General features: G+C 41.4%; 15 protein-coding genes, 2 tRNA genes, 4 rRNA genes and 1 pseudogene. 9 read left to right on the forward strand and 13 right to left on the reverse strand.

Features of this window, described 5'->3' with window-relative positions; all coding sequences use genetic code 11:
- Positions 1-108 precede the first annotated feature (108 nt).
- Positions 109-540, reverse strand: coding sequence for a CBS domain-containing protein (locus GNP35_RS00660; RefSeq protein WP_155693590.1), 432 nt, complete (start codon positions 538-540; stop codon positions 109-111).
- 149 nt (positions 541-689) lie between these two features.
- On the opposite strand from GNP35_RS00660, the gene GNP35_RS00665 reads away from it, so the two are divergent.
- From GNP35_RS00665 to GNP35_RS00675, 3 genes are all read left to right on the forward strand, one after another.
- The gene (locus tag GNP35_RS00665; protein ID WP_155693592.1) at positions 690-1,352 is read left to right on the forward strand and encodes a LysE family translocator; all 663 of its coding nucleotides are present in this window, start codon (positions 690-692) and stop codon (positions 1,350-1,352) included.
- Positions 1,353-1,365: 13 nt separating this feature from the next.
- Positions 1,366-2,799 carry an exodeoxyribonuclease I gene (sbcB, locus tag GNP35_RS00670; RefSeq protein ID WP_155693594.1) on the forward strand — a complete coding sequence of 478 codons (1,434 nt, stop codon included), beginning with the start codon at positions 1,366-1,368 and terminating at the stop codon, positions 2,797-2,799.
- 204 nt (positions 2,800-3,003) lie between these two features.
- Positions 3,004-4,208 (forward strand): IS3 family transposase gene (locus GNP35_RS00675; protein WP_155693596.1). Its coding sequence is split into 2 segments (ribosomal slippage): positions 3,004-3,355 and positions 3,355-4,208, totalling 1,206 coding nucleotides; the frame shifts between segments, so codons are not numbered across the junction.
- A 36-nt stretch (positions 4,209-4,244) separates the two neighbouring features.
- On the opposite strand, the gene rrf (GNP35_RS00680) is transcribed toward GNP35_RS00675, so the two are convergent.
- The 12 genes from rrf (GNP35_RS00680) to GNP35_RS00730 form a co-directional block, all read right to left on the reverse strand.
- A 5S ribosomal RNA gene (gene rrf / locus GNP35_RS00680) occupies positions 4,245-4,359 on the reverse strand.
- Positions 4,360-4,441: 82 nt separating this feature from the next.
- A 5S ribosomal RNA gene (rrf, locus tag GNP35_RS00685) occupies positions 4,442-4,556 on the reverse strand.
- A 131-nt stretch (positions 4,557-4,687) separates the two neighbouring features.
- Positions 4,688-7,566 (reverse strand): 23S ribosomal RNA (locus GNP35_RS00690).
- Positions 7,567-7,863: 297 nt separating this feature from the next.
- Positions 7,864-7,939, reverse strand: a tRNA-Ala gene (locus GNP35_RS00695).
- A gap of 113 nt (positions 7,940-8,052) precedes the next feature.
- Positions 8,053-8,129, reverse strand: a tRNA-Ile gene (locus tag GNP35_RS00700).
- 108 nt (positions 8,130-8,237) lie between these two features.
- Positions 8,238-9,770: ribosomal RNA gene (locus tag GNP35_RS00705) — 16S ribosomal RNA — on the reverse strand.
- The 16S, 23S and 5S rRNA genes sit together here with 2 tRNA genes alongside, the layout of an rRNA operon.
- A 680-nt stretch (positions 9,771-10,450) precedes the next feature.
- Positions 10,451-11,350, reverse strand: a complete 900-nt coding sequence (gene mmsB / locus GNP35_RS00710) for a 3-hydroxyisobutyrate dehydrogenase (protein ID WP_155693598.1) — start codon at positions 11,348-11,350, stop codon at positions 10,451-10,453.
- A 16-nt stretch (positions 11,351-11,366) separates the two neighbouring features.
- A complete protein-coding gene (locus GNP35_RS16160; RefSeq protein WP_330997652.1) occupies positions 11,367-11,534 on the reverse strand; it encodes an enoyl-CoA hydratase/isomerase family protein in 168 nt (55 codons plus the stop codon).
- Complete coding sequence (locus GNP35_RS00715) at positions 11,482-12,489, reverse strand: enoyl-CoA hydratase/isomerase family protein (RefSeq protein ID WP_330997653.1); 1,008 nt, start codon at positions 12,487-12,489, stop codon at positions 11,482-11,484. Before GNP35_RS00715 ends, GNP35_RS16160 begins: the two co-directional genes overlap by 53 nt.
- Positions 12,490-12,498: 9 nt before the next feature.
- Complete coding sequence (locus GNP35_RS00720; protein ID WP_155693600.1) at positions 12,499-13,275, reverse strand: enoyl-CoA hydratase; 777 nt, start codon at positions 13,273-13,275, stop codon at positions 12,499-12,501.
- Between the two features lie 14 nt (positions 13,276-13,289).
- Positions 13,290-14,447 carry an acyl-CoA dehydrogenase family protein gene (locus GNP35_RS00725; RefSeq protein WP_155693602.1) on the reverse strand — a complete coding sequence of 386 codons (1,158 nt, stop codon included), beginning with the start codon at positions 14,445-14,447 and terminating at the stop codon, positions 13,290-13,292.
- A gap of 114 nt (positions 14,448-14,561) precedes the next feature.
- Positions 14,562-16,058, reverse strand: a complete 1,497-nt coding sequence (locus tag GNP35_RS00730) for a CoA-acylating methylmalonate-semialdehyde dehydrogenase (RefSeq protein ID WP_155693604.1) — start codon at positions 16,056-16,058, stop codon at positions 14,562-14,564.
- A 156-nt stretch (positions 16,059-16,214) separates the two neighbouring features.
- Between GNP35_RS00730 and GNP35_RS00735 the strand changes: the two genes are divergently transcribed.
- From GNP35_RS00735 to GNP35_RS00760, 6 genes and pseudogenes are all read left to right on the forward strand, one after another.
- Positions 16,215-17,099 carry an AraC family transcriptional regulator gene (locus GNP35_RS00735; RefSeq protein WP_196492363.1) on the forward strand — a complete coding sequence of 295 codons (885 nt, stop codon included), beginning with the start codon at positions 16,215-16,217 and terminating at the stop codon, positions 17,097-17,099.
- A 100-nt stretch (positions 17,100-17,199) separates the two neighbouring features.
- Positions 17,200-17,887: pseudogene (gene phoB / locus GNP35_RS00740) on the forward strand (phosphate regulon transcriptional regulator PhoB).
- 9 nt (positions 17,888-17,896) lie between these two features.
- The gene (phoR, locus tag GNP35_RS00745) at positions 17,897-19,198 is read left to right on the forward strand and encodes a phosphate regulon sensor histidine kinase PhoR (protein WP_155693608.1); all 1,302 of its coding nucleotides are present in this window, start codon (positions 17,897-17,899) and stop codon (positions 19,196-19,198) included.
- 115 nt (positions 19,199-19,313) lie between these two features.
- A complete protein-coding gene (gene kynA / locus GNP35_RS00750; RefSeq protein ID WP_155693610.1) occupies positions 19,314-20,162 on the forward strand; it encodes a tryptophan 2,3-dioxygenase in 849 nt (282 codons plus the stop codon).
- Between the two features lie 75 nt (positions 20,163-20,237).
- Positions 20,238-20,978 carry a TrmH family RNA methyltransferase gene (locus GNP35_RS00755; protein WP_155693612.1) on the forward strand — a complete coding sequence of 247 codons (741 nt, stop codon included), beginning with the start codon at positions 20,238-20,240 and terminating at the stop codon, positions 20,976-20,978.
- A 71-nt stretch (positions 20,979-21,049) separates the two neighbouring features.
- On the forward strand, positions 21,050-22,930 hold the full coding sequence (locus GNP35_RS00760) for a methyl-accepting chemotaxis protein (protein ID WP_155693614.1): 1,881 nt from the start codon (positions 21,050-21,052) through the stop codon (positions 22,928-22,930).
- Positions 22,931-22,944: the final 14 nt, after the last annotated feature.

Below are 22,944 nucleotides of genomic sequence, written 5' to 3' on the forward strand. Positions count from 1 at the left end.
TCAAATCCAAAAAGCATATTCAGTACCAACTAATTTAGGCTTTCAGTGGGATAGACAGAGCGTCTACTGATTTGTTTACGTCTCTCTATTTTCTTATTTATAGACTCACTAAACAAAGTGAGAACCTTTTTCATAAATAGAATGTAAATGTTTATCTAAAGCGCTGAGAATTAACGTACGGGTTAAACTTCCGACAAGATGACCATCGTCATCCACTACTGGATAAACCCTAGGTTTGTTTATAAGCATGTCTTCCGCTACCGCCAAAATACTATCATAAGGCTTAACTAGCTGTGTTTCTGTTGACATCACTTCTGCAACACATTTAGAAGCTTCGCCACTATGATAAGTAGAAGACAACATGGCTTTGAGACAGTCTTGCTCAGATAGAAATCCAACCACTTGTTTATTTTCATTTACTACAGCACCTCCAGAACTTTTTGACTGAAGTAGTTTTTCAACGGCTTCAACTACCGTTTCAGTACCTTTAAACCAAACAGGTCGGTGATTCATATGGTCTTTAACTTTGACTGATTCCATTTGTGATCCTCAAATTGCATTACACTTATAATGCTAGAACTTTTTTCGAATTTTGCGTTGTTTTTCTGATACTTTTAGAAGATTTTTTGTCTCTATTTACTATATATGCGCTGGATTCTGTGGGAAAATCTCACTTCAAAGGAGTCAGTATGAATTTATATGAGTGGTTGTCCTTGGCATTAGTCTGTTTTTTAGGAGCAGCGACACCAGGACCAAGTTTAGCCGTAATTTTAGGCCATACATACAAAACGAATGCAGTAGCAGGAAGACTGGCTAGCGTTGCTCATGCCTCCGCTATTTTTTTATACGCGTTAGGTACTATTTTAGGCCTGTCTAAATTATTTGTTGCCTTTCCGGTTGTAGCAAATACTCTAATTATTTTAGGCGCACTTTATTTGTTGTACATTGCGGTCAATATACTTATTTCGGCCCAGAAGCTAAATATAGATAACGTAGAAGTATTAGATCATATATCTAATGCTGAACTGAATGCGACAAATAACAAGGCAGACTCATATAAGAGTGCTATAGCGGAAGCCTTTCTAATAGGTTTCTTAAACCCGAAGCTCGCATTTTTCTTTCTTGCTCTTTTTTCTCAATTCATACCAAGCGAAAATATGACTATTGCATTGGCATCTATTTTATTGAGTACAGTATTTTTTATAGATTTATTTTGGTATTTATTTGTAGTCTCGATAGCGATTCAAGCTAAGCGTCGTTTAACTGCAAGCCCTACAATTAAAGTTTGGTTATTACGAACCCAGGCTTTGATCTTTATTTTAATTGCTGCCAATAGCGTAATTTGGCGTTAGTTTACGGATTAATATGTCTACTATAGAGCCCACTATTTACTGGTATGATTTTGAGTCTTGGGGCACAAGCCCTAAAAAAGACAAACCGAGTCAATTTGCTGGTATTCGCACCGACTTAGACTTGAATATTATTGGCGAGCCACTTGTTGAGTATTGCCAAATCCCGAATGATTACTTACCTCATCCAGAGGCTGCTTTAATTACAGGTATCACTCCACAACAAACACTTCAAAAAGGTTTAATTGAACCTGAATTTTTTAAACTGATTCACAACGAAATCGCAAAGCCAAATACCACTTGTATTGGTTATAACAATATACGTTTTGACGATGAGATGATCAGGTATGGCCTTTACCGAAACTTCTATGACCCATACGCCTACGGTTGGCAAAATAATAATTCGCGTTGGGACATTCTTGATATGGTTAGAGCATGTTACGCATTAAGACCAGAGGGAATTAATTGGCCTGTAGACGCTGAAGGTAAACCTAGTTTTCGCCTTGAGCTTTTAACTAAAGCCAACGATATTGAACATGGCTCAGCACATGATGCTCTTTCTGACGTAATAGCAACGATAGAGCTAGCGAAATTAATAAAGAACAAACAGCCGAAGCTTTATAACTTTTTATTTGAGCACAGAGATAAAAATAAGCTTAGTGAACTTATAGATGTGTATAGCTTAACTCCATTAGTACATACGTCTGGTATGTATTCAGCTTGGCAAGGCTGTACAACATGGATAGCGCCTATAGGTTTTCATCCCAAAAATAAGAACTCGATCATTGTTTATGATTTAACCAAAGATCCGTCTCCGTTAATTGGTTTAAGCTCAGAAGAGTTAGCAACTAAAATGTACACTAAAACCGTTGATCTTAATGGCGAAGAACGTATTGGCTTAAAAACGGTTCAATTAAATAAGTGCCCTGTTTTAGCACCTGCTAAAACACTTCTCCCTGAAAATGCTGAGAGGCTCGGGATAGATAGAGAAGCGTGTTTGAAAAACTTAGCAACATTAAAAGCTAACCCAGAGCTGTTAATTTCACTCAATGAGGTATTTACCTTTGAAAAAGAGTATGAGGCAGAGAGTAATCCTGAATATCGTTTATATGAAGGTTTTACCTCTACAGCAGACCAACACCAGAAAAAAACAATCCATCAGCACGCTATATCAGAACAGTGGAAAATAAATGTTAATTTTGAAGACCAAAAATTAAATCAATTATGGCGTTTGTATAAAGCTCGTTACTTTACGTCTATGTTGTCCCAAGCTGATTCAGCTTGGTGGCAGCAATATCGAACTGACAAACTTATGCATGGTGTAGATAAACCAAACCTTACTATAGATGAATTTCAATTGGCTTTAGAATCCTGTGCAATGAAGCAAGATGGCAATGAGAGGAACATGGCTATTTTGAAAGAGTTATATTTATATGTACAGTCGATATAGTTACATATTACGGTTCAACACACCTTATTTAAGGTGTGTTTATTAATACTTAAAATACTCTTAATACTAAAAGTAACTATAGAGATGATGGAAATACAAAGGACCTGAAAAGCAAAAAGCCCGCACAAGTGCGGGCTTTTTTTATGGGAACTGACCCGTCCTAAATAACGTTGACACTTTTCAATCAATAAATTGGAGAGTGTTATGAAAACAACCACTAAACGTACTCAAAAAGATTATACCCTCGCTTTTAAATTATCTGTTGTCGAGCAGGTAGAAAAAGGTGAAATGACCTATAAAGTTGCCCAAGACTTATATGGAATTCAAGGTTGTTCAACTGTTTTAGTTTGGCTTAGGAAGCATGGTCGTCTAAATTGGTCTAAGGGAACACCTAAGTTCCTAACACAAGGGCCTATTATGGAAAAACCTGAATCGACATTAACCCCAGAGCAGAGAATAAAGCAACTCGAGCAGCAACTGGTTGAATCCAAACAAAAAGCCGACTTCTTTGAGGCCGTTGTTAATGTATTGGAGACAGACTATGGAGTACGTGTTGTAAAAAAGCCCAAGGGCAAGTAATCCGGAATAAAGTGATACCGGGCCTAACAGTCACTCAAGCGTGCCTTTATCTGGGGATTTCACGCCAAGCTTTATACCAACGTGGTAAAAGACAGGCTGCTCAAAATAAACACGAAGCGTCCGTGCTTGAACAGGTTAGAAATGAACGGCTTGTTCACCCTCGCATTGGAGCACGCAAACTCAAGTACCTACTTAACCGTAAAAATATTTTTATTGGTCGAGACCATCTCTTCAACTTATTAAGAGATAAACGGCTGCTTGTCAGCCCTAAAAGAGCCTACCATCGAACAACCAATAGTCACCATAGGTTTCATTGTCACCCCAATGTAATAAAAAATGGTTATTCGGCTGTGCAGCCCGAGCAATTGTGGGTGGCCGATATCACTTATCTGCCAACACGAGATGGTGAGTCATATGTAAGCTTAATCACTGACGCATTCTCACGAAAGATCGTGGGATACCAGGTTGATAGTCATATGAAAACAAACTCAGTCAAAAAAGCTTTTACTAGCGCCCTGAAACAGCGAACAAAACAAGGAGACTTGATTCATCACTCAGACCGCGGAGTTCAATACTGCTCTGCGGAGTATCAAGGTCTGCACGAAAAGTACGGAGTGAAGTGTTCGATGACAGATGGATATGACTGTTATCAAAACGCCTTAGCTGAACGGATTAATGGAATACTCAAATCTGAATATCTGTTACACAAACCAAAGGATTTAGATGAAGCAAAGAAAATGGTCGCCGAGTCAGTAGCGATCTATAATCAAAAGAGGCCACACTCGGCCTTAAAATACAAAACGCCCGATGAAGTTCATCGAGCGTTTTAAAAGAAATAAGTGTCAACCTATTTCAGGACGGGTCAAACTTGACGGTGAGCTACTCTCGCATAGCAAATGCTACACTACCATCGCCGCAGTTGCGTTTCACTTCTGAGTTCGAAATGGAATCAGGTGGGTCCACAACGCTATTGCCATCAAGTATAAACTTGTTTGCTCGGGCTGAAAGCTGAATTCGAGCAAAATAAAACCCCTCGCACCATGTGCAAGGGGTTAGTATGGGAGCCTGGCGGTGAGCTACTCTCGCATAGCAAATGCTACACTACCATCGCCGCAGCTGCGTTTCACTTCTGAGTTCGAAATGGAGTCAGGTGGGTCCACAGCGCTATTGCCACCAGGCAAAGCTGTTTGTAATCGATGTTTTATAAACACCGCTTACTTAAATTGTCTTAACAATTAGAAAACTGAAATAAGGTAATATTGTTTGTAATAATTCTGACCATCAGTGCTCAAGAACACTTAAGCGTTGTATGGTTAAGCCTCACGGGCAATTAGTATAAGTTAGCTTAATGCCTCACAGCACTTCCACACCTTACCTATCAACGTTGTAGTCTTCAACGACCCTTTAGGACAGTTAAACTGTCAGGGATGACTCATCTCGAGGCTCGCTTCCCGCTTAGATGCTTTCAGCGGTTATCGATTCCGAACGTAGCTACCGGGCAATGCCATTGGCATGACAACCCGAACACCAGCGGTTCGTCCACTCCGGTCCTCTCGTACTAGGAGCAGCCCCTCTCAATCATCCAACGCCCACGGCAGATAGGGACCGAACTGTCTCACGACGTTCTAAACCCAGCTCGCGTACCACTTTAAATGGCGAACAGCCATACCCTTGGGACCGACTTCAGCCCCAGGATGTGATGAGCCGACATCGAGGTGCCAAACACCGCCGTCGATATGAACTCTTGGGCGGTATCAGCCTGTTATCCCCGGAGTACCTTTTATCCGTTGAGCGATGGCCCTTCCATACAGAGCCACCGGATCACTATGACCTACTTTCGTACCTGCTCGACATGTCCGTCTCGCAGTTAAGCTTGCTTCTACCATTACACTAACCGTACGATGTCCGACCGTACTTAGCAAACCTTCGTGCTCCTCCGTTACTCTTTGGGAGGAGACCGCCCCAGTCAAACTACCCACCAGACACTGTCCACAACCCCGATAAGGGGCCAATGTTAGAACATCAAACATACAAGGGTGGTATTTCAAGGATGGCTCCACCTGAACTGGCGTCCAAGTTTCATAGCCTCCCACCTATCCTACACATGTAGGTTCAATGTTCAGTGTCAAGCTGTAGTAAAGGTTCACGGGGTCTTTCCGTCTAGCCGCGGGTACACAGCATCTTCACTGCGATTTCAATTTCACTGAGTCTCGGGTGGAGACAGCGTGGCCATCATTACACCATTCGTGCAGGTCGGAACTTACCCGACAAGGAATTTCGCTACCTTAGGACCGTTATAGTTACGGCCGCCGTTTACCGGGGCTTCGATCATGAGCTTCTCCGAAGATAACCCAATCAATTAACCTTCCGGCACCGGGCAGGTGTCACACCGTATACGTCATCTTTCGATTTAGCACAGTGCTGTGTTTTTAATAAACAGTTGCAGCCACCAGGTCACTGCGACCCACTTCAGCTCCGGCAGCAAGTGCCTTCACCTAACGTGGGCGTACCTTCTCCCGAAGTTACGGTACCATTTTGCCTAGTTCCTTCACCCGAGTTCTCTCAAGCGCCTTAGTATTCTCTACCTGACCACCTGTGTCGGTTTGGGGTACGGTTCTTAATCATCTGAAGCTTAGAGGCTTTTCCTGGAAGTATGGCATCAATGACTTCATCACCTTAGTGACTCGTCTCGTGTCTCAGTATTAGCCGCCCGGATTTACCTAAGCAGCCTACCTACACACTTTCACACGGACAACCATCGCCGTGCTCACCTAGCCTTCTCCGTCCCCCCATCGCAATGATTAAAAGTACAGAAATATTAATCTGTTTCCCATCGACTACGCATTTCTGCCTCGCCTTAGGGGCCGACTTACCCTACCCTGATTAGCATGGGATAGGAACCCTTGGTCTTTCGGCGTGGGGGTTTTTCACCCCCATTATCGTTACTCATGTCAACATTCGCACTTCTGATATGTCCAGCAGACTTCTCAATCCACCTTCAACCACTTACAGAACGCTCCCCTACCTAGCGAATAAATTCGCTACCGCAGCTTCGGTGTTATGCTTAGCCCCGTTACATCTTCCGCGCAGGCCGACTCGACTAGTGAGCTATTACGCTTTCTTTAAAGGGTGGCTGCTTCTAAGCCAACCTCCTAGCTGTCTAAGCCTTCCCACATCGTTTCCCACTTAGCATAAACTTTGGGACCTTAGCTGGCGGTCTGGGTTGTTTCCCTCTCCACGACGAACGTTAGCACCCGCCGTGTGTCTCCCGGATATTACTTTACGGTATTCGGAGTTTGCATGGGGTTGGTAAGCCGGGATGGCCCCCTAGCCCAAACAGTGCTCTACCCCCGTAAGTATTCGTCCGAGGCTCTACCTAAATAGATTTCGGGGAGAACCAGCTATCTCCCGGTTTGATTAGCCTTTCACTCCTAGCCACAGGTCATCCCCTAACTTTTCAACGTTAGTGGGTTCGGTCCTCCAGTTGATGTTACTCAACCTTCAACCTGCCCATGGCTAGATCACCGGGTTTCGGGTCTATACCTTGCAACTTATTCGCCCAGTTAAGACTCGGTTTCCCTACGGCTCCCCTATTCGGTTAACCTTGCTACAAAATATAAGTCGTTGACCCATTATACAAAAGGTACGCAGTCACAGAACAAGTCTGCTCCTACTGCTTGTACGTATACGGTTTCAGGTTCTATTTCACTCCCCTCACAGGGGTTCTTTTCGCCTTTCCCTCACGGTACTGGTTCACTATCGGTCAATTGGGAGTATTTAGCCTTAGAGGATGGTCCCCCTATCTTCAGTCAAAGTTTCTCGTGCTCCGACCTACTTAATATGTCCAACATGGCTTGTCGTGTACGGGACTATCACCCACTATCGTTGCACTTTCCAGAGCATTCCACTAAACCATGCTGATTCGGCTGTTTCCCGTTCGCTCGCCGCTACTTAGGAAATCTCGGTTGATTTCTTTTCCTCCGGGTACTTAGATGTTTCAGTTCTCCGGGTTCGCTTCGTATAGCTATGTATTCACTATACGATACCCTAAAAAGGGTGGGTTTCCCCATTCGGAAATTCTGGTTTATAACGGTTTTTATCACCTTAACCAGACTTATCGCAGATTAACACGTCCTTCATCGCCTCCAATTGCCAAGGCATCCACCGTATACGCTTATTCACTTAACCATACAACCTTAAATGCTCTCGCAGATTCAGTCGTATATTATGTGTCATATTTATTGGTTACTTGACTTGTATAAGGCCAAGAACCTGACATAAATAACGCTTGAGTTTTCTCTTACAGTGATAATCAAAATTATTTTTTAGTTGTTGAATAACAAATAAATAAACAATAATGTTTACCTTATTTTTTATCAGCTTTCCAAATTGTTAAAGAGCATGAGTTTATAAAAAACTCTAAACGATGCACACTAACTAATGTGTATGGTTTAGGGTTTTGAATCGAGAAACTGAGTGTCAGTATGGTGGAGCTACGCGGGATCGAACCGCGGACCTCTTGAATGCAAATCAAGCGCTCTCCCAGCTGAGCTATAGCCCCATACTGAAGTCACGTCATTAAAACGATTGTCCAAATCACATTTGACAAGGCATTTTGTTACGCGGTTTAGACTATCTAAACAAGTAACGAAATAACGCAGTCAGGTGAGATTTTGGTAGGCCTGGGCAGACTTGAACTGCCGACCTCACCCTTATCAGGGGTGCGCTCTAACCAGCTGAGCTACAGGCCTATCGTTTATGCTACAAACTCTCGAATGCAGCTAACAGCTTGCAGCTTTCTCGCTCATTATTCGTAATTAATTATTTGTGTGAACACTTCGAAGGTGTAACTTCGTATATAAGGAGGTGATCCAGCCGCAGGTTCCCCTACGGCTACCTTGTTACGACTTCACCCCAGTCATGAACCACAAAGTGGTGAACGCCCTCCCGAAGGTTAAGCTATCCACTTCTTTTGCAGCCCACTCCCATGGTGTGACGGGCGGTGTGTACAAGGCCCGGGAACGTATTCACCGTGGCATTCTGATCCACGATTACTAGCGATTCCGACTTCATGGAGTCGAGTTGCAGACTCCAATCCGGACTACGACAAGCTTTATGGGATCCGCTTACTCTCGCGAGTTTGCAACCCTTTGTACTTGCCATTGTAGCACGTGTGTAGCCCATCTCGTAAGGGCCATGATGACTTGACGTCGTCCCCACCTTCCTCCGGTTTGTCACCGGCAGTCTCCTTAGAGTTCCCACCATTACGTGCTGGCAACTAAGGATAAGGGTTGCGCTCGTTGCGGGACTTAACCCAACATTTCACAACACGAGCTGACGACAGCCATGCAGCACCTGTCTCAGAGTTCCCGAAGGCACTAAAGCGTCTCTGCTAAATTCTCTGGATGTCAAGAGATGGTAAGGTTCTTCGCGTTGCATCGAATTAAACCACATGCTCCACCGCTTGTGCGGGCCCCCGTCAATTCATTTGAGTTTTAACCTTGCGGCCGTACTCCCCAGGCGGTCTACTTAATGCGTTAGCTGCGCAAGACAGAGCTTAAGCTCCAAACTGCTAGTAGACATCGTTTACGGCGTGGACTACCAGGGTATCTAATCCTGTTTGCTACCCACGCTTTCGTACATGAGCGTCAGTGTCGACCCAGGTGGCTGCCTTCGCCATTGGTATTCCTTCAGATCTCTACGCATTTCACCGCTACACCTGAAATTCTACCACCCTCTGTCGCACTCTAGCCATCCAGTTTCAAATGCAGTTCCCAGGTTGAGCCCGGGCTTTCACATCTGACTTAAATGGCCGCCTGCGTACGCTTTACGCCCAGTAATTCCGATTAACGCTCGCACCCTCCGTATTACCGCGGCTGCTGGCACGGAGTTAGCCGGTGCTTCTTCTGCGAGTAACGTCACACCTAGCCGGTATTAACGACTAAGCTTTCCTCCTCGCTGAAAGTGCTTTACAACCCGAAGGCCTTCTTCACACACGCGGCATGGCTGCATCAGGCTTTCGCCCATTGTGCAATATTCCCCACTGCTGCCTCCCGTAGGAGTCTGGACCGTGTCTCAGTTCCAGTGTGGCTGATCATCCTCTCAGACCAGCTAGGGATCGTGGGCTTGGTGAGCCTTTACCTCACCAACTACCTAATCCCACTTGGGCTTCTCTAAAGGCGGGAGCCGAAGCCCCCTTTGAGCCGTAGCTATCATGCGGTATTAGCAGTCGTTTCCAACTGTTGTCCCCCACCTAAAGGCAAATTCCCAAGCATTACTCACCCGTCCGCCACTCGTCAGCAACTAGCAAGCTAGTTCTGTTACCGTTCGACTTGCATGTGTTAGGCCTGCCGCCAGCGTTCAATCTGAGCCATGATCAAACTCTTCACTTAAAAGTTTAATCGCTACCCATTGAATTCTGTTCAAATAAATTTCGTTCAGACACTCAATTGATAGTTACAAGTACTAAGCTGCCTTCCGAAGAAGAACCTTAGTGTGTTTTGTTACTACTCATCGGAGTGCCCACACAAATAATTAATTACAAATTGTTAAAGAACGTTTAGAGCCTTTCTGCTCTTGGTCTCGACTCTGTCTCAACCGGGATGCGCATTCTACACTTCCCTAATTCGTTGTCAACGTTTTTAGTAAATCTTTTTCAATGTTTTGAGAAAGTTTTCTAAACCGTTTTGAGTCAATCTAAACCACCTTCACTTAACGTTTCAAGCCGTTTGATGTCTCCCTGACAACGAGGACGCATTTTAGGGAGTTTTAGAAATTGCGCAAGCACTTTTTCACATTAATCCTCTAAAATGTGACTGAACGATTAAGTATTGTACAAAACATCAATAAAGCAAGATTAAAATAGAGGTTTTTGCCTAAAACACATACGTATTGGCTCTATAGAGCGAGCCGAACATAAGGTTGCATAGGTTTCCTTTGTTATTCCCTCTGGATATGACAAGCAGAAATGAGGGAAATTTTATTAAGTAGAGGCCTAAGGGATTCCCCTACTTAATATTATCTATATAGCTAATAACTTGAGTAGTTAGGCTAATTTATATTAGTTAAAGCCTTATTTTTGACTGAACTGGTTAAAAATACTAGAAAAGTCTAAGTCACCATTCCCCAGTTTTTGATGTAAAGCGTACATATTTCGAGTCAATGAGCCCATTGGCGTTGCCGAACCAGAATTGACCGCAGTATCCATCGCTAAACCTAAATCTTTTAACATCAAGTTAGTCATGAACCCTGGTTTGTAATCATTGCTAGCAGGTGCAGTTTCTTGAACACCCGGGCAAGGGTTATAAACATCTAAAGTCCAGTTACTACCTGAGCTATTCGACATAATCTCTGATAGGACTTTTGGATCTAAACCATTATCTATTCCAAGTTGTAACGCTTCCGACGTTCCCACCATCAGAATACTAAGAAGCATATTATTACAAACCTTTGCGATTTGCCCTGCACCTACATCACCAGCGTGAAATACATTCTTACCCATTACTTCTAATAACGGCTTTGCTTGATTGAATGACTTTTCGTTACCACCAACCATAAAGCTAAGCGTTCCATTAGTCGCTCCGGCCACACCACCAGATACAGGTGCGTCGATACAGTTCACACCAATTTGCTCCAACTTAACAGAAAGTGACTGAATAGTTCCTGCATCAATTGTTGAACAGTCAATTACTAACGCACCCTTTTTAAGATTTGCATTAGAAAGTTCTGAGCTTCCAATTAACCCTTCATACAAACTGGCAACATGTTTACCCGCTGGCAACATTGAAATTATGACATTAGCTCCTTTAACTACCTCTTCCGGTGTTTCAGCTTTTGTCGCTCCAAGGTTAACCAACTCTTCTACTGCAGCTGGTACTAAATCAAAAACACAAACTTCATACCCAGCACGAACTAAATTTGCAGCCATAGGGCCGCCCATATTACCCAAACCAAAAAAACTGATCTTTTCCATATTATTCACCTATGTCCTATAACATTTTTAAAGGGTGAGATTCAGATGCCCAAATTTCATCAAAAAATGAATTTACAAGTGTATCTGGAACTTCGTGAATGGTTGCGAACTTCCACTGTGGGCTGTTGTCTTTATCTATTAATAGCGCGCGAAACGCCTTCAGGGAAGTCACCTTCTGCTGCACACTTTACGGATAAACCTAATTCCATCTTAAAAGCAGCAGCTAATGATAAGCCTTTGCCTTCTTTTATTTGCTTATGAATTAACTTTGCACTTAGCGGACTGCCATGAGCCAAAGAAGCCTGCGCTTTGTTGAACCAACGGTCTTCTGATTTGTGATCTAAAATATTTACGATGGCAGTGTTTGCCGATTCGCATTTGTCTAAGTCCATCATGAAATCTTCAAACTTTGCGATATTGCCTTCTGGCATTATTGACTTATCTTTATCTTCGAAGCCTTTCAAAACATCCGTTAATTTCTGGTGATTAAGTATATTGGTATCACCCCACTTCACTAATAAAAGCTCTTCTACTACAGCAACCTTAGAGTTCGATGACACAAAATGGTCGGCCAGCTTTACAAACTTAGCATCGGCTGCATTTATAGAGGCTCCCGTTAATCCTAGAAATAGCCCACAACCGTTAGGCATATTATTTAGAAAGTGACTTCCACCCACGTCAGGATATAGACCAATGGTTATTTCCGGCATCGCGATTCTAGACTTTTCGGTCACAACACGATGGCTAGCTCCCGCTAATAAACCGAGCCCACCGCCCATAACAATTCCGTGACCCCATAATAAAAATGGCTTTTGGAATGTATGAATTAAATGATCTAGTCTGTACTCTCTAGCGAAAAACGTTTCTACATCTTTTGCAATGTTTCCTGGTCCTGCTTGTTTTGCTGCTTTATATAGCTGCACCACATCACCACCGGCACAAAACGCTTTTTCACCCGCACCTTCCAATATAACCAGCGCGATATCACTGTCGTCTTTCCAAGCAACAAGTTGGCTATATAACAAGTCCACCATTTCTAAACTCAGCGCGTTTAAGGACTTTTCGCTATTTAACGTGGCAATGGCAATCTTTTTGTCATTAATTGATTCTAATGTTCTAAATAAAACTGGGCTGGTCATAACCGCTCCTTATTCGTTTAACCAAACAGGAGCGCGTTTTTCTAAAAATGCATTAACACCCTCTTTTTGGTCTTTTGAGTTAAACAAATTAACAAATAACTCTCGTTCCAGTGGCAATGCACTATTAATAGAAGACGCTCGGCCTGCTTGAATAAGCTGTTTACAAGCCGTAATTGACGTTGGGCTTTGTTGCGAAGTTTGTTGAGCTAACTTCATCGCAGCTTCTAATGATCCGCCTTTGGCAACAACCTCTTCTACTAAACCAATTTTTAATGCCGTTTTAGAGTCAACTCGCTCACCACATAAAATCATTCGTTTTGCCCAACCTTCCCCTACTAACCAACTTAGGTTTTGGGTACCGCCAGCGCAAGGCAATAAACCGACTTTAGCTTCCGGCAATGCCATTTGAGCTTGGTCTTCGCAAATTCTAATATCACAAGCCAACGCAACTTCTAAACCGCCGCCCATGGCATAACCATTTATCGCAGCGATTGTTACGCCGTTAAAATCTCTCAACGTTTCAAACGCTTCGCCAAAAACAGAGGCCATATCAAAGGCAACGCCTTTATCGCCACTGGCAAAAATATTTAAGTCTGCCCCAGCGGAAAAGAACTTCTCACCTTGACCGGTTAATACCAACGCATAAACCGCTTTATTACTATTAAGCTCAGTAATAATGTTCTTAAGCTCTTTAAGGCTATCTAATGTCCACGTGTTTGCCGGAGGATTGTTAATAGTAACTTGGGCAATATGGCCCTCTATGGATACATTTAATAAAGATGACATAGAAATTCCTCTATTTATAGGATATCAGCGGCCGCATCGTCCAAAAGTCGACGAGCGATGATTAATCTCATAATTTCGTTAGTACCTTCAAGGATTTGATGAACCCTAACATCTCGGAAGTGACGCTCTAACGGATATTCTTTGATATAACCATAACCACCATGGATTTGTAGCGCTTCATTACAAACTTGGAAACCAATATCAGTAGCGAAACGTTTCGCCATTGCACAGTATGCTGTTGCTTCAGGATCGTTATTATCTAACTTAAACGCCGCTAAACGTACCATTTGTCTTGCCGCGACTAATTCTGTGGCCATGTCGGCCAACTTAAACTGGAGCGCTTGAAAAGCAGCTAGTGGCTTACCAAACTGAACTCTCTCTTTCATGTAGGCTAATGACGTATCTAAAGCTTGTTGCGCTGTACCTACAGAACAAGTAGCGATATTAATACGACCACCATCTAGTCCTTTCATTGCCAATGAAAAGCCCTCTCCCTCATTTGCTAATAAGTTTGAAACCGGAACTTTTACATTGTCAAAAGTAATCAATTTTGTTGGTTGAGCATTCCAACCTAACTTTTCTTCCGCCTTGCCGTAAATAACGCCTTCTGCGTCTGCAGGCACAACAATAGCTGAAATTCCTTTTGGACCTTCTCCACCAGTGCGCACCATTACAACTAAAACGTCTGTTTCACCGGCGCCAGATATAAACATTTTAGAACCGTTGATAACATACTCGTCACCAACTTTTTTAGCTGAAGTTCTTAATGAAGCAGCGTCGGATCCAGCTCCTGGTTCTGTAAGGCAATACGATGCAAGTTGTTCGCCCATAACTAAGGTTGGGCACCACTTTTCTTTTATCGAATCCGTCCCCCAAGTTGCAATCATCCACGTTGCCATATTATGAATTGTTAACATAGCGGTGGTTGCGGTACAGCCCTTTGACAACTCTTCAAAAATTAACGACGAATCTAAACGCGACAATCCCATACCGCCTTCATCTTCAGGCGAATATAAACCGCAGAAACCAAGCTCTCCGGCTTTTTTCATAACGTCTTTAGGAAAAATATGTTCTGCGTCCCATTTAGCCGCATTTGGAGCAAGCTCAGCATCAGAAAACTGTTTTGCTAAGTCTATAAACGCTCGTTGATCATCGTTTAAATCAAAGTTCATGCTTATCCCCTATAATTGATATTTGTCATTTAATGACAAGTGGCACTTATATACGCTTATTATTTATTCTGCGTTTATTATTTTTAAGCACCACTTTTGTTTCGTATTGACGACTTACTTAAGTGTGATCGACATATTTGGACCAGCTGATGCGGCAACGTCATCTTCAAACCAACGAGCAGTAATGGTTTTAGTTTCTGTATAGAATTTTACAGCTTGCTTACCATAGGCATGTTGATCACCAGCAAATGAGCCTTTCCAACCCGTAAATGAGAAGAACGGTAGTGGTACTGGAATTGGAATGTTAATTCCCACTTGGCCAACTTCTATATTATGTTGATACTTTCTTGCAGCACCACCAGATGAAGTAAAGATAGAAGTACCATTGCCATAAGGATTGTTATTAATTAACTCAATGGCATCATCTAACGTATCTACATTCATGGTTAAAAATACAGGGCCAAATATTTCTTGTTTGTATATTTCCATGTCTGCAGAAACATCTGTAAACATAGTTGGGCCTACCCAATTACCGTTTGGATAACCTTCAACGCTGAAGTTTGACCCGTCTAATACGCAATTTGCGCCTTCTTTTTTACCTTGCTCAATTAAACCTTCAATTCTTTGTTTAGCTTGAGGCGTAATCTGAGGGCCATAAGCCGCTTCAGGATCTGAGTAGTGACCTGGTCTAACCGCAGCCAGTTTCTCACGAATTTCGGGGATCCACTCCTTCGCTTCACCAACAAAAACAGCCACTGAGATTGCCATACAACGTTGACCTGCAGCGCCTACCGATGCACCAACAATGTTGTTGATCACTGCATTTTTATTGGCATCTGGCATAACGACCATGTGGTTTTTAGCACCAAGGAACGCTTGCACGCGCTTCATGTTGTCAGTACCCGTTTTATAAATGTATTGGCCAACGCCTACTGAACCAACAAAAGAAATCGCTTTAACTTCTGGTTCATGTAATAAACGGTCAACTTGCTCTTTGTCACCATGAACAACTTGTAGTACACCTTTTGGCGCGCCAGCTTCTTCAAATAACTCAACTAAACGAGTAGGACATAGAGGATCTTGCTCTGACGGCTTAAGAATAAATGTATTACCACAGGCTACTGCTAACGGGAACATCCATAAAGGGATCATCGCTGGGAAGTTAAATGGGGTTATACCAACACAAACACCTAGAGGTTGCGTGTAACTATATGTATCAATATTTCGAGCAACGTTTTCAACCGTTTCGCCCATCATCATTGATGGAATGTTTGCCGCATGTTCTACAACTTCAATGCCTCTCCAAACATCGCCCATTGCATCTTCATGAGTTTTACCTAACTCTTCACAGATTATATTGGCTAACTCTTCTTGGTGCTCTTTTAACAAGTGTGCGTAACGCATCATCACCCGCGCTCTTTCAGAGATAGCCACCTCTTTCCACGTTTTAAAAGTCGCTTTAGCACTTTCAATAGCTGCGTCCATTTCAGACGGTGATGCACATGGTACTTGCGCGATAACTTCTTGAGTCGCTGGGTTAGTAACGTCGATTTTACGAGTTGATGTTGATTCAACCCACTCACCATTAATGAATAAAGGAACCTGTTTCATGACATTGCCTCTTATTAGTATTTGTTGGCCATAGGAATTTTGACATGACCTTTATAAAGATTGAGCTCATTAAATCAGAGAAAAATAGCTAAAGAAATTGATTAAATTGCTTTTTTGATGGACTATCTTGGTATTAATAATCACTTTTGTACTTCCATGAGCATTACCTCAAATTGGCCACTTCCTAAATCAAGCGTGCGGTTTTTAGTACCAAGACCTATGATCAAAGAACTGCAAGTCAGCGCAATATCCCGTGGCCTTTGCCCACTAGCCTTTGGTTTTTACGAGCGAGCCATTGGACATGAAATCAAGAGAACAAATCATGATGACCACTTAGTCCTGTGTTGCGTTGATGGTCACGGCAAAGTGATTGTGGGAAACAAAGTCTACAACATGTCAAAGAATGACATCATTTTCCTGCCTAAAGGTGTAGCACACCACTATAAAGCGAGTAAAAAAGAACCTTGGTCTATCTATTGGGCGCATGTTGATGGGCATATGTTTGAGGAGTTCATGGATATTATTGGCGTAGATAAATTAAGCCTTAAAATTACCCTCACAGAGCCTAAAATAGTTATCGATGAGTTTAAACAACTTATTGAGTCTAGACATTTGGGTTACCAATTAAATCGCTTTTTTGTTGCGTCAAATATGTTAAAGAAAATTTTCAGTTTAATTACATTACAAAGACCAATTATCTCTTTAGCAAACAACCGAAACTTGTCAGAACGGTCTATACAAACCTACTTTAATGACAACATAGACCAACCATTAACGCTAGATGATATGGCAAAGTACTTTGGCTTGTCTAAGTTTTATTTCGCCAAAAAGTTTCAACAAATTATAGGTAACAGTCCTATTAAACACCTGATAGAATTGAAGATTCAGCAAGCATGCAAACTTTTAGATTCTACTGATATTTCTATTAATCATGTAGCAAAAAGCGTAGGTCTGGATGATCCCTATTACTTTTCGAGATTATTTAAAAAGACCATTGGCATATCACCAAGTAATTATAGAAAATCTAGGCATGGCCATTAAAAAGTGAAAACAATAATTGAAGCTGTCATAATTTCGTCATATTTAAAGTGAATAATAGCATTCGAACTATAGACAAGAACCCAAATTGGTAGATACCTTTATGTCGAGTAAAATTTTAATCATTGAAGATGAGTTCGCAATTAGAGAGATGCTAACATTTGTTTTAGAACAAAATGGCTACTCTGTTATCGCAAAAGAAAGTTACAACGATGCACAGCAAGCCCTGCTTCATGAGTCGCCTGCATTGATAATTCTAGACTGGATGTTGCCAAATATGAGCGGCATACAGATTGCAAAAAAGCTTAAACAGTCAGATTCCCATAAATCTACGCCTATTATCATGCTGACCGCAAAAAGCGAAGAAGATGATAAAATTCAAGGCCTTGAGGTTGGCGCTGATGATTACATTACCAAGCCATTTTCTCCAAAGGAACTAATTGCTCGTATTAAAGCCGTATTAAGACGCACCCAGCCTACCGCCACCGACGATCCAATTGAAATAGTTGGTTTACGTTTAGACCCAATCAGTCATCGAGTGACCGTAGATGGAAAAGAAACTGCACTTAGGTCCAATGGAATTTAAGCTTTTGCACTTTTTCATGACGCACCAAGAGCGTGTATACAGCAGGGATCAATTGCTAGATAATGTTTGGGGAACTAATACTTACGTAGAAGACCGAACTGTTGACGTGCATATTCGCCGATTAAGAAAAGCACTAGAAACCCATGACAAGTTAATTCAAACTGTACGTGGTTCAGGTTACCGTTTTTCTACTCGCACGGATTAATTTAACTTTATGTATAAAAAGCCTTCTGTTTGGCAAATTATTTTTCGATTGCTTTGGATTTATGCTCCGTTTGCTATTTTGGGCCAGGCATTTGGGTACTTTTTTAGCGCCACAATCCTCTTTTGTATAATAATAATTACCACTCATTATTATCAGTTATTAAAGCTTTCAAAGTGGCTTTGGCAACAGCGTGGCATATACCCTCCAAAAGCATTAGGTATTTGGTCTAATGTATTTGAAGGTATTTATACACAGCAACGCCGAAATGCTAAAAAACGTAATGAGTTAACTGGTTTAGTTAGACGCTTCAGATTAGGTGCAGAATCATTGCCCGACGGTGTCGTTATTTATGATAACGAACGCCGTATATTTTGGTGTAATAAAATTTCTCAAAATATGCTGCATCTGAAATGGCCAGCAGACAAAGGGATACGGATTGATAATTTGATTCGTATGCCTGAGTTTATTGACTATCTTGACGATCAAGCATATCAAGAACCCCTTGAAATACCGTCACCTACTAATGATACTCATGTTTATGAGATACGTGTTGTACCCTTCGAGTCTGACAAGTGGACACTCATAGTCAGAGACATCACCGAACTGCATCAATTAGAACAAATGAGAAAGGATTTTATCGCCAACGTTTCTCACGAGCTTAAAACGCCACTTACTGTAATGCGCGGCTACCTAGAAATTACCGAAGATCTAGAAGGCATTGACTCAGCAATGTGGGATAAAGCACATACCATGATGGTTGAACAAACCACTCGCATGGATGATTTAGTATCACAATTGTTATCCCTTTCTAAAATGGAAAGACAGGACACGCCTGCCGATATTGTGACGTTAAATATTCCAAGAATGTTAAACATACTCGTTAATGAAGCGGTCAGTTTATCGAATAACAAACACAACATTACCTTTGATATTGATGAAACATTAACGGTTAAAGGCAATGAGTCGGAATTACGCAGTGCATTTTCGAACTTAGTGTTTAATGCCGTTCGTTATACGCCTTTTGGCGGCAATATAAGCATTGTTTGGAAACTAACAAAATCTGGTAAAGCTAAGTTTTCTGTGAAGGACGATGGCGTAGGCATTGAAGCCGCACACATTCCAAGGTTAACCGAACGATTTTATCGGGTTGATGAAGCTCGCACTAGGCAAACTGGTGGTGCAGGTTTAGGGCTTTCTATTGCTAAACACGCCCTAGCGAATCACAACTCAAAGTTAGAAATCACCAGTAAAATTGATGAAGGAAGCGTCTTTTCGTTTAGGTTGCCTAAAGCATTGGTGGTTAAACAGTAAAAATTTTCAGACACTTAAGTTCATATAATTATCCAGTGGTTGGTGCTTCTCGCTAACCACTTTTAAGACCTTTGTGATATCCTTTCTGCAATGAAATTTATAAGAGCTTTGAAGCATGAGCTGTCCTCACCAAAATAATTATCGCCCACTAGAAGATTCCATTCACACTGACTTTAAAGACAATATGTCATATGGTGACTATTTAAATTTAGAGCAAATTTTGTCGGCGCAACATCCGCAAAGTAAAGAACACGATGAAATGCTTTTTATTGTAATACATCAAGCAAGTGAGCTTTGGATTAAGTTAGCTGGCCATGAATTGGCAGCGGCTATTCGCTTTTTAGAGGATGAGCAGTTTGGTCCCGCGTTTAAAGTAATCTCAAGAGTAAAACAAATATTCATACAGCTAACTCAGTCGTGGAATATTCTATCAACGTTAACCCCTGTTGATTACTTAAAATTCCGTGATGATCTGGGTCAGTCCTCAGGATTTCAATCATATGGTTATCGTAAAATAGAGTTTATGTTGGGTAATAAAAATCAAGATTTGATTAAAGTCCATAAAGCCAACCCAAGTGTTCACGATGAGCTAATGTCACTTTCTGAGTCCCCTAGTCTCTATGACGTTGTCATTAAAATAATGGACAAGCGCGGCTTCGAAGTTGATAAAGAACTTCTAGAAAGAGATTTTAACCAACCTTATTCTGAAAATGACTCTGTATTAAACGCTTGGGTCAATGTATACCAGAACGCAGAAAAGCACTTTGAGTTATACGAACTAGCTGAAAAGCTAATGGATATAGAAGACTCATTCCAAAATTGGCGATTTAAGCATATGTATACAGTTCAGCGTATTATTGGCAATAAAGCCGGAACTGGTGGTTCATCTGGCGTCGCATTTTTGAAAAAGGCGCTGGAAATAAGCTTTTTTCCAGAGTTGCTGTCACTGCGCACTAAGCTTTGATCACTGAGTCTGAGTTTGAACTTCAACTTTCGAATTTTGATTAACCTAATAAGAAATACCGTAAGCTAACGAATTATGATTTCGAAAAACCAAGCAAAATACCTTAAAGCCTTGTCTTCAAAAAAACAGCGCCGCTTATCCGGTGAGTTTTTAGTACAGGGCGAAAAAAACATCTTAGAGCTGTTGGGATCAACACTAGAAGTTGTGGAAATTTACTGTACTGATTCGTTTAAAGAGCTGCATAACGACCTTTTAAGTCACCACAGTGTAATTGAAACTACAGCACAGCAACTAAGCCAAGTTAGCACACTAACAGCTAACAGTGATGCTATTGCTATTGTAAAACAACCGGTACACGAGGCGTTTCAACCTAAAGGTTTGATACTTGCCTTAGATGATGTAAATGATCCGGGAAACCTAGGTACTATTATTCGACTTGCCGATTGGTATGGCGTTAGTGATATTCTAATTAGTGAGCAAACCGCTGACGTGTACAATCCAAAAACAATTAGTGCCACTATGGGTGCATTTACCCGGGTCAAAACACATAGAGTTGATCTAAAGCAGAGCCTTCAAACAATAAACCTCCCTATCTATGGTGCGTTTCTCGGCGGAGATAATGTACACAACAACAACTTTGAACAAAGTGGCGTGATTGTTATGGGTAATGAATCACATGGTATTAGTGACGATATTTCTTCGTTGATCACCAAAAAAGTAACAATTCCTTCCTACGGACATTCCGAATCTTTAAACGTAGCAATGGCGACTGGCATTATTTTAGATAACGCACGTCGAATCCTTTCAAATAATTAATATTTTTTGCCAAATACCAATAATCGTCTAACTTTATTTAGAGATAACTCTATTTTAATTTTGGACGGTTTATGAAGGTTAGTATGGGCACTAGTATTAAACAAAAACTCCTTATCAATGCCGTTTTAGTCGCATCGGGCATGGTGTTGTTACTCGTTTTACTCATTTATTCAAATTATAAAAATTCGCAATTCACACAAACTGTCCAATATATCGACAAAATTAATAGAGATATTATGCAACTTGATATTGAGGAAAAGTTTTTCCTAGAAAATAAAAATACTGAACATGTCGATAACTTTAATAAAATTCATAAAGAAGTATCTGCTCAAAAAACAGAATTTAGTCAAATATTGAAAGAAGAAGGGTTTGAAACCGACCAAGTAGAGCGATTTACAAAAGCTTTAAATAGCTATAAAGCTACATTTGACAAACTCGTTGTACTACAAAAAACCATTGGCTTGCATCCAAAAGATGCACTTTATGGCGAACTAAGAGGAGCTGTGCACAATATAGAGACAATCTTAAAAGAACAAAACAGTTACATGTTATTGGTAGACATGTTGCAACTAAGGCGTGCTGAGAAAGACTTTATGTTGCGGTTTGATGAAAAGTACTTGGATAAATTTATCGATGGCATTGACACCCTCAGGAACAACCTTTCAAGAACAGATATCGACGGTTCGACACAAAATAAAATCAAGGGCCTATTAAGCGACTATCAAGTAAAATTTGTAAACTTAGTGAAGGCTCAAAAACAAATTGGTCTTAACAGCGAAAGTGGGGTCCGAGGTCAACTGGCAGAAGCAAAAACCATACTTAGAAAGACCCAGGACGTTATGGAGTCAAATATTTCTGAAGGTATTGAAGCAAAGCAGCTCCAAACACAAGTATTCGGTTTTGCAATGTTTGTGGTACTCGTTGGTATTATTATGTCTTCAACCTTTGTAACTAGCAGAAAAGTACTGGGACCCATCCAACAAATTTCGTCTACTATTGACGCAGTAAGGAACACAAACGACTTGACTCAAAGTCATGAGTTCGAAGGCGAAGACGAACTATCAGCTATGGGTCGACAGTTTAACTCTTTAATTTCTGACTTCAGGGAGCTTATTTTAAGAGTTAACAATGCTGTCAAAACTTTAGACGAAGCTACAAAATCACTAGTTTCAAATTCAACAAACAATCAGACATCATTAGACATCCAATTGCGAGAAACTGAGTCTGTAGCTGCGGCCGTCACAGAAATGGGCGCAACGATAAAAGAAATTGTTTCAAATACTGAAGATGCAGCTAGCAAAGCACTCAGTAGTAATGAAAATGCCGAGCAAGGCTCTACTCAAGTTAACATGACAATTGAAAGTATTCGATTCCTTTCTGACAAGCTAGATACCGCAGTAAGTGATGTAAATGCACTGGCCGAGGAAAGTAAGAATGTTGGCTCTGTTCTTGATGTTATTCGTGGTATTGCTGAACAAACTAACTTACTAGCATTAAACGCTGCTATTGAAGCAGCTCGAGCTGGTGAGCATGGTCGAGGTTTCGCGGTTGTTGCCGATGAAGTCAGAACGTTGGCCATGAGAACCCAAGAATCCACCAAAGAAATTGAAAATATAGTGACGTCTCTGCAATCAAGAATTGGTGGGATAGTTAGTGTTATCGACCAGTGCCAAGAACAAGGTAGTACATCTACCCAAAGAGCAGGTGAAGCTGGTGAGAAGCTTGTTTCCATTACTCAAGACGTTAAATCAATAATGGATATGAACACTCAGATTGCCACTGCCATTGAGCAACAAAGTAAAGTAGCCGAAGAAGTAAACCAGAACGTAGTCGCTATTAGAGATGTTGCAGATGACTCTTTCCAACGAGCAAAAGAAAATGCAGCAAGCAGTGAGAACATATCCAAACAAGCAGTTATATTACATTCGTTTATTGATAAATATAAAGTGTAGTTAAACAAACAGAT

The organism is Psychrosphaera haliotis, assembly GCF_009728465.1.
Taxonomy (GTDB): Bacteria; Pseudomonadota; Gammaproteobacteria; order Enterobacterales; family Alteromonadaceae; genus Psychrosphaera; species Psychrosphaera haliotis.